We start from the raw sequence: 6,000 nt of genomic DNA on the forward strand, positions 1-6,000 counted from the left end.
GTAGTCTGGCACTTAATGATGTCCATTGAGGAGGATAGCCATGCAAGAAGCTACTAAACAAAAAAGAATGCTGAGATTGGTTAAATCAACAAATGCTATTAAAAGTGAGCAGAAACCTATGATTGATTCTGAGGACTATTACAAGCAAGTAGAACGATATGCCGAACAGATTCGTAAAACAAATAACGCTGATGAGATCATCGGGATTCTCGACATTGTGTTATCAGAAACCCGGGGGCTGAGATTTAGTGATGAAGTTTTTACCGCGCAGGAACAAGTAAAACGCGCGGAACAAAAGATTGAATCTCTGAAGAGTGAGCTGGAGCAGTTAAGAGGGCTTGTGCAGACGGATCAGATGACCGGTGCATTTAATCGCCGTGGTTTAGAAGATATTTTTAAGCGCGAAGCAGCCCGGGCAGACCGGAATGCGCAATCACTGGGGGTTGTTTTGGTTGATCTGGATAACTTCAAACAAATCAACGACAACCTTGGTCATCAATACGGCGATAGTGTTCTGATTAATTTTGTTACCGTAGCCAAAGAAACACTTCGGCCTTCCGATATTGTGGCGCGTTTTGGCGGAGAAGAATTTGTCATCTTGTTGCCCGATGTTGAGATGCAAGATGCGCTGACTGTTATTCAGCGGATACAAAATAACTTGACTAAGAATTACTCAATTCAAGCGGATAACCAAATATTGCCGATAACGTTTAGTGCCGGTGTCGCGCTACGTTCGTTCGGCGAGCATCAAAATTCAGTCATAAGCCGAGCGGATAAAGCGCTTTATCAAGCGAAACGCACAGGAAAAAATCGCGCTATTCCTGCATTGATCTGACGAACTCAGACAAAATTCTCATGAATGTGAGTTTTGTTGTGGCCAAGCCGGGACTCTGACCAACAGTGCGTATGAATAATAAAAAATACTTAAGAAACGTGTAACGCAGCCGATGAGTTAAAACTTTTAAACAAAAAAGATAAATTAACGCGAGGGAATAAATGGAAGGTTTTTTTCTTGGGCGGCAGCCAATTCTAGATCGTAATCAAAATCTTGTGGCATTTGAGTTACTGTTTAGACAAGAAGGAACTGAAGAGTCGGTCAGAATTACAGATGATTTATCCGCATCAGCGAATGTCATTATCAACGCTTATTGTCAGTTAGGAATTCAGAATGTATTGGGGAAGCAGCGTGGTTTTATTAACGCTAATCCTGAGTTGGTGATGAGTGACATTATCAGTTTATTGCCTAGTAAGCATGTCGTATTGGAAATAAAAGAAACAGCAACGGTAACACCAGAATTCATGCAGCGCTGTAACGAGCTGAAGCAAAAAGGCTATCAGTTTGCGTTGGACAATATTGTTGAAATGAATAACAAAGTGGAGCAATTGCTGCCTGTGGTGAGTGTGGTGAAAGTAGATGTACTCGCACTTGAGCAGGATGCGCTCACAAAGTTGGTTACCGAATTAAACCGCTGGCCGGTATTGCTTCTGGCGCTGAAAGTGGAAAGCCGGGAACAAGAGAAATATTGTATGCAATTGGGCTTCCAGATGTTCCAAGGCTATTATTTCGCAAAGCCTGAAGTGATGGCGGTAAAACGCGCCGATCCAGGCAAACTTTCATTGTTGAAGCTACTGACATTGGTCATGGGTGACAGTGATATCGAAGAGCTCGAGCGGGAGTTTAAGCATCAGCCAGGTTTGAGCTACAACCTGATGCGCATGGTAAATTCAGTTTCAAGCGGATTGCCTCAAAAAATCAATTCCATCAAACATGCAATCATGATCTTAGGGCGTAAGCAACTGCAAAGATGGATACAGCTGTTGCTTTATACCGCTAATCAATCCGACGATAGTATGTCGAATGCATTAATGCAAACAGCAGCAGCGCGCGGGAAATTAATGGAGTTAATCGCAACGGCGGAACGTCCTCATGACAAAAATCATCAGGAAAGAGCATTCATGGTGGGAATACTATCGCTGCTGGATGTGCTGCTGGGTATTGAAATGCAACAAATCATTGACAAGCTGGGGATCCCGGATGACATGAGTCAGGCATTATTGACCCGGGAAGGGCGTTTAGGTCAGGAATTGAAACTCATTGAAGCCAATGAAAAAGGTGAGGTTGCTGCAATTCAATCGATTCTGTCGGCGTTGGGTTTTTTAAGCTTGAGCGAACTAGCTGATATCGAGATACAAGCAATTGAATGGGCAAACCGGATTGGTGAAGCAGCTAATTAATATGAAGTATTTTCTATCGAAGTAAAAGCATTCACTGCTGATTTCTGGTCAGCACATAGCATAGTTTTTTATTTCTCAGATACTAAAGTTATTCGAATTAATGTCGTTAACCTGTTGAGTGTAAATAATTTTGTGATTTAGTGAAAACCTTTGATAGGTACTTATCGAGACAGCTTTATTAGTTTCTGTGAGCTGGGACTATAAGCAAACAGAGAATAGTAAGTAGCGGATTTGCTGAGTTGAATGGCAGTTTAATAGCTTCGATCAAGATGAGCGACGAGGAGAAAGTTATGGCTGAGCTGCAAGCGGCTGAGGGCAAATCTGATAGCCAAGTAACACATCAATCAGCGTTGATAGAGCAGGACGGTGTGTTATGTAATGCTGAAGCTGACGAATACTTTATGAGTATCAAGGGAGAATTAAATCAGGTCGACCGGCTTGTAAGTGATGCGGTTAATAATTTGGTTATTAATTTTGGCTATATCAGTAATTTGACCAAATCACATCATGATATGGTTTTGGCGATTGAAAAAATGGCTGCCCCTGAAGGAAGTAAACCTATTCTGGAGTTGTTGGAAAAACAGATGGTTATTGCTGACAAGATCGAGCAGGAACTAGAAATGGCTGTTACTTCATTACAGTTCGGTGATCTGGTAACGCAATTGCTTGCACATACTACGCGGCAAGTGGAAGCATTGAATATTGAACTGCAACGCATTGAGCGACAAGGAAGCTGGAAAGAAAATGCAGGTAAAAATACGTTAGACACACTACATGAAGGGATTTCTAAAGCAGTGAATATGGCAAGAACTAAAAGCAAGAGAAAGCCGGTTGTGCAGCAAGGTATGCAGATGGGTGATATTGAGCTGTTTTAGTGTGCATGTTTTTATCAGACAAATTAACAATATTAGCAATAGGAGTGAGATAAATGGCTAAGACAATACTTGCAGTGGATGATTCTGCTTCCATCCGGCAGATGGTTGCTTTTACGCTGAAAGGCGCCGGATATGAAGTCATTCAAGCAGTCGATGGTCAAGATGCGTTAGATAAAGCTAATTATCATCAGGTTAATTTGGTACTAACTGATATCAATATGCCACGCATGGATGGGCTTAAATTACTGGAGCTGCTCCGCAAATTGGCACACTACAAAAATATTCCTATCTTGATCCTAACGACCGAGTCCGGTGATGAAATTAAAGCAAAAGGCAGAGCGGCAGGTGCTACTGGTTGGCTGGTAAAACCATTCGATCCGAAAAGATTACTGGAAGTAATCGGTAAAGTAATTGGTTAGATATTTATATTCCCAGACGGATTAATGGGTTGCTGATAGCATATTTATTTGTAAAATTAAATATTTACTGCTTCTATTTTCTCGCTTCTTAAGGGTGTTGGCCTAACAACTCAACGTGAAACAGGTTATCTATGAGTACAGATCTCGAACAGTTTTATGAAATATTTTTTGAAGAATCCTCAGAATTGCTTGCGGATATGGAGGCATGCCTGCTGAGGCTTGATGTAAATTCGCCAGATTTGGAAGATTTGAACGCTATATTTCGTGCAGCGCATTCTATCAAGGGTGGAGCTGGTACTTTTGGTTTTACAGATATGACGGAGATGACGCATATGTTGGAGACATTGCTGGATAGATTACGCAAAGGGGAGCTTGCGGTTCGGAGTGAAATGGTGGATGCATTTTTGAGAGCCGGTGATGTCATTAAGGCCCAACTAGCAGGTCATCGTGGAGAAGGCGAAGCAGATCCCGCAGTTGCAGCGGAAGTTTGCGAGGAGTTGAAAAAACTGAGTGATGAAACACAAGTTACAGCACCTTCTGAAGCCGTAGCGGATTTTGGCGCTGGAGTAGAAGCTATCCCAGTAGAGACCGATAGTGGGAGACCATCTAATAATGCGATTAGTGAAGCTGTATCAGGGAATGATGTCGCGAAACTGACTTATCGCGTAGAGTTTTCCAGTTCCGGGATGAGTGATGCGGCGGTTGAAAACTTATTTGCTAATTTGAAGCGCTTAGGCAGTTTTGAGAATGAAGCCTCAGCAGTCGGAAAAGAACATAAACTGAAACTTACGACTGCCAGTAGTGAAGAGGATGTCTGGGAAACGTTGGCCTTTGTTGTTGATCCGGCAAACTTAAAGATCGAGGTTGTAACCCAGTGTGTTGCAGATACTACAGAAGTTGCGGAGCCTTATTCTAGTGATGAAGACTCTGCTGCAGTATCATTTTCCGGTGACGATGAACTTTCAATAGCAAATATGCCGCCTGCCCCTGGTTATGGTTTTTTCCCTGGAGCTCCAGCGGCACCCAAAGATGTCGATGACTCAGAGTCACAGCTGAGTTCAACGCCTCAGCAAAACACCCATAGCAATAAGAATGAAGCGCAGAACATAACGAATAAGCCTTCCAGTAAGGTAAGTGCGTCGGCCTCTGCTTCCGCCAGTGAAACCTCATCGATACGAGTCAGCATAGAAAAAGTTGATCAGATGATCAACCTCGTGGGTGAGTTGGTGATTACCCAGGCAATGCTAGCGCAAACAGCGTCGCAGCTTGATCCTGTGATTTTTGAGAAATTGCTGAGTGGCATGAGTCAATTAGAAAGGAATACGCGGGATCTGCAGGAGTCTGTGATGTCAATCCGGATGATGCCGATTAGCTTTGTATTCAGCAGATACCCGCGTGTTGTGCGAGATCTGGCAGCGAAATTAAATAAACGCGTTGAACTGAAAACTGTCGGTGAAAATACTGAACTCGATAAAGGTCTGATCGAGAAGATCGCTGACCCGTTAACTCACTTGGTGAGAAATAGTCTTGATCATGGCATAGAAGTAGCCGAGAAGCGTATTGCGGCGGGCAAGCCTGCGCAAGGCACGATTACATTACGTGCTTTCCACCAGGGCGGTAGCATTGTGATAGAAGTCAGCGATGACGGCGCCGGTTTGAATCGAGGAAAAATTCTCGCCAAAGCCAAAGAACGTGGTTTGCCAGTCAGCGATGGCATGTCTGACCAGGAAGTTTGGTTGCTGATTTTCGAAGCTGGCTTTTCTACCGCGGATATAGTTACCGATGTATCTGGCCGTGGTGTCGGGATGGATGTTGTGAAACGTAATATTCAAAGCATGGGCGGGCGCATTGATATTGAGTCGGCACTTGGTGTGGGGACACGCATATCTATCCGATTACCATTAACTCTGGCAATTCTTGATGGATTGTCAGTGGCGGTCGGGGATCAAATGTTTATTGTGCCGCTCAATTACATTATTGAATCGATGCAACCGACAGCTACAGATATCAAGACAGTCAGTGGTCATGGACGCGTAGTGCAGGTTCGCGGTGAATATTTACCTGTAATCGCACTACATGAAATTTTTAACTTGCATCCGAATGTGACCGCAGTTCATGAAGGAATTCTGGTGATCCTTGAAGCCGAGGGACACAAAGCGGCATTGTTTGTGGATGATTTAATCGGACAGCATCAGGTTGTGATTAAAAGCTTGGAAAGTAATTATCGCAGAGTACAGGGTGTTTCTGGCGCGACAATTATGGGCGATGGTAAGGTTGCGCTTATTCTGGACACTACTGCACTTGTGTTGGCATGCCAGCAAGAAATGGTATAGACCAGTTAGGTAGTTGATATTTTTATGCCAAAATAACTTATTAATCAGGATCATACGCCATGTCTCAAGAGCAAGCAGCAATTACGACTTCTAATTCAGTCAATCCGAATGCCAGCCAAATGGCGAATGAATTTCTAA

General features: G+C 43.4%; 5 protein-coding genes. All 5 read left to right on the top strand.

Going from position 1 to position 6,000, the window contains the following annotated elements; genetic code table 11:
- The first annotated feature begins 40 nt into the window (after nucleotides 1–40).
- The 5 genes from ABD07_RS09535 to cheA all read left to right on the top strand — a co-directional run bounded on the left by ABD07_RS09535 (nucleotide 41) and on the right by cheA (nucleotide 5,862).
- Complete coding sequence (locus ABD07_RS09535) at nucleotides 41–835, top strand: GGDEF domain-containing protein (protein WP_108698695.1); 795 nt, start codon at nucleotides 41–43, stop codon at nucleotides 833–835.
- 161 nt (nucleotides 836–996) lie between these two features.
- On the top strand, nucleotides 997–2,235 hold the full coding sequence (locus ABD07_RS09540) for an EAL and HDOD domain-containing protein (RefSeq protein WP_160818089.1): 1,239 nt from the start codon (nucleotides 997–999) through the stop codon (nucleotides 2,233–2,235).
- A gap of 290 nt (nucleotides 2,236–2,525) precedes the next feature.
- Entirely contained in the window at nucleotides 2,526–3,110 is a 585-nt protein-coding gene (locus ABD07_RS09545) for a hypothetical protein (protein ID WP_160818090.1), read from the top strand.
- A gap of 53 nt (nucleotides 3,111–3,163) precedes the next feature.
- The gene (locus ABD07_RS09550) at nucleotides 3,164–3,529 is read left to right on the top strand and encodes a response regulator (RefSeq protein WP_090318542.1); all 366 of its coding nucleotides are present in this window, start codon (nucleotides 3,164–3,166) and stop codon (nucleotides 3,527–3,529) included.
- Nucleotides 3,530–3,660: 131 nt separating this feature from the next.
- A complete protein-coding gene (cheA, locus tag ABD07_RS09555) occupies nucleotides 3,661–5,862 on the top strand; it encodes a chemotaxis protein CheA (RefSeq protein ID WP_108698692.1) in 2,202 nt (733 codons plus the stop codon).
- The last annotated feature ends 138 nt before the right edge of the window (nucleotides 5,863–6,000 follow it).

This window comes from Nitrosomonas oligotropha (assembly GCF_009833085.1).
Lineage (GTDB): Bacteria > Pseudomonadota > Gammaproteobacteria > Burkholderiales > Nitrosomonadaceae > Nitrosomonas > Nitrosomonas oligotropha.

What these genes read in the sequence shown, in the direction of transcription:
- cheA (WP_108698692.1), top strand. Translation starts at nt 3,661, where the DNA reads ATGAGTACAGATCTCGAACAGTTTTATGAAATATTTTTTGAAGAATCC.
- ABD07_RS09545 (WP_160818090.1), top strand. Translation starts at nt 2,526, where the DNA reads ATGGCTGAGCTGCAAGCGGCTGAGGGCAAATCTGATAGCCAAGTAACA.
- ABD07_RS09550 (WP_090318542.1), top strand. Translation starts at nt 3,164, where the DNA reads ATGGCTAAGACAATACTTGCAGTGGATGATTCTGCTTCCATCCGGCAG.
- ABD07_RS09540 (WP_160818089.1), top strand. Translation starts at nt 997, where the DNA reads ATGGAAGGTTTTTTTCTTGGGCGGCAGCCAATTCTAGATCGTAATCAA.
- ABD07_RS09535 (WP_108698695.1), top strand. Translation starts at nt 41, where the DNA reads ATGCAAGAAGCTACTAAACAAAAAAGAATGCTGAGATTGGTTAAATCA.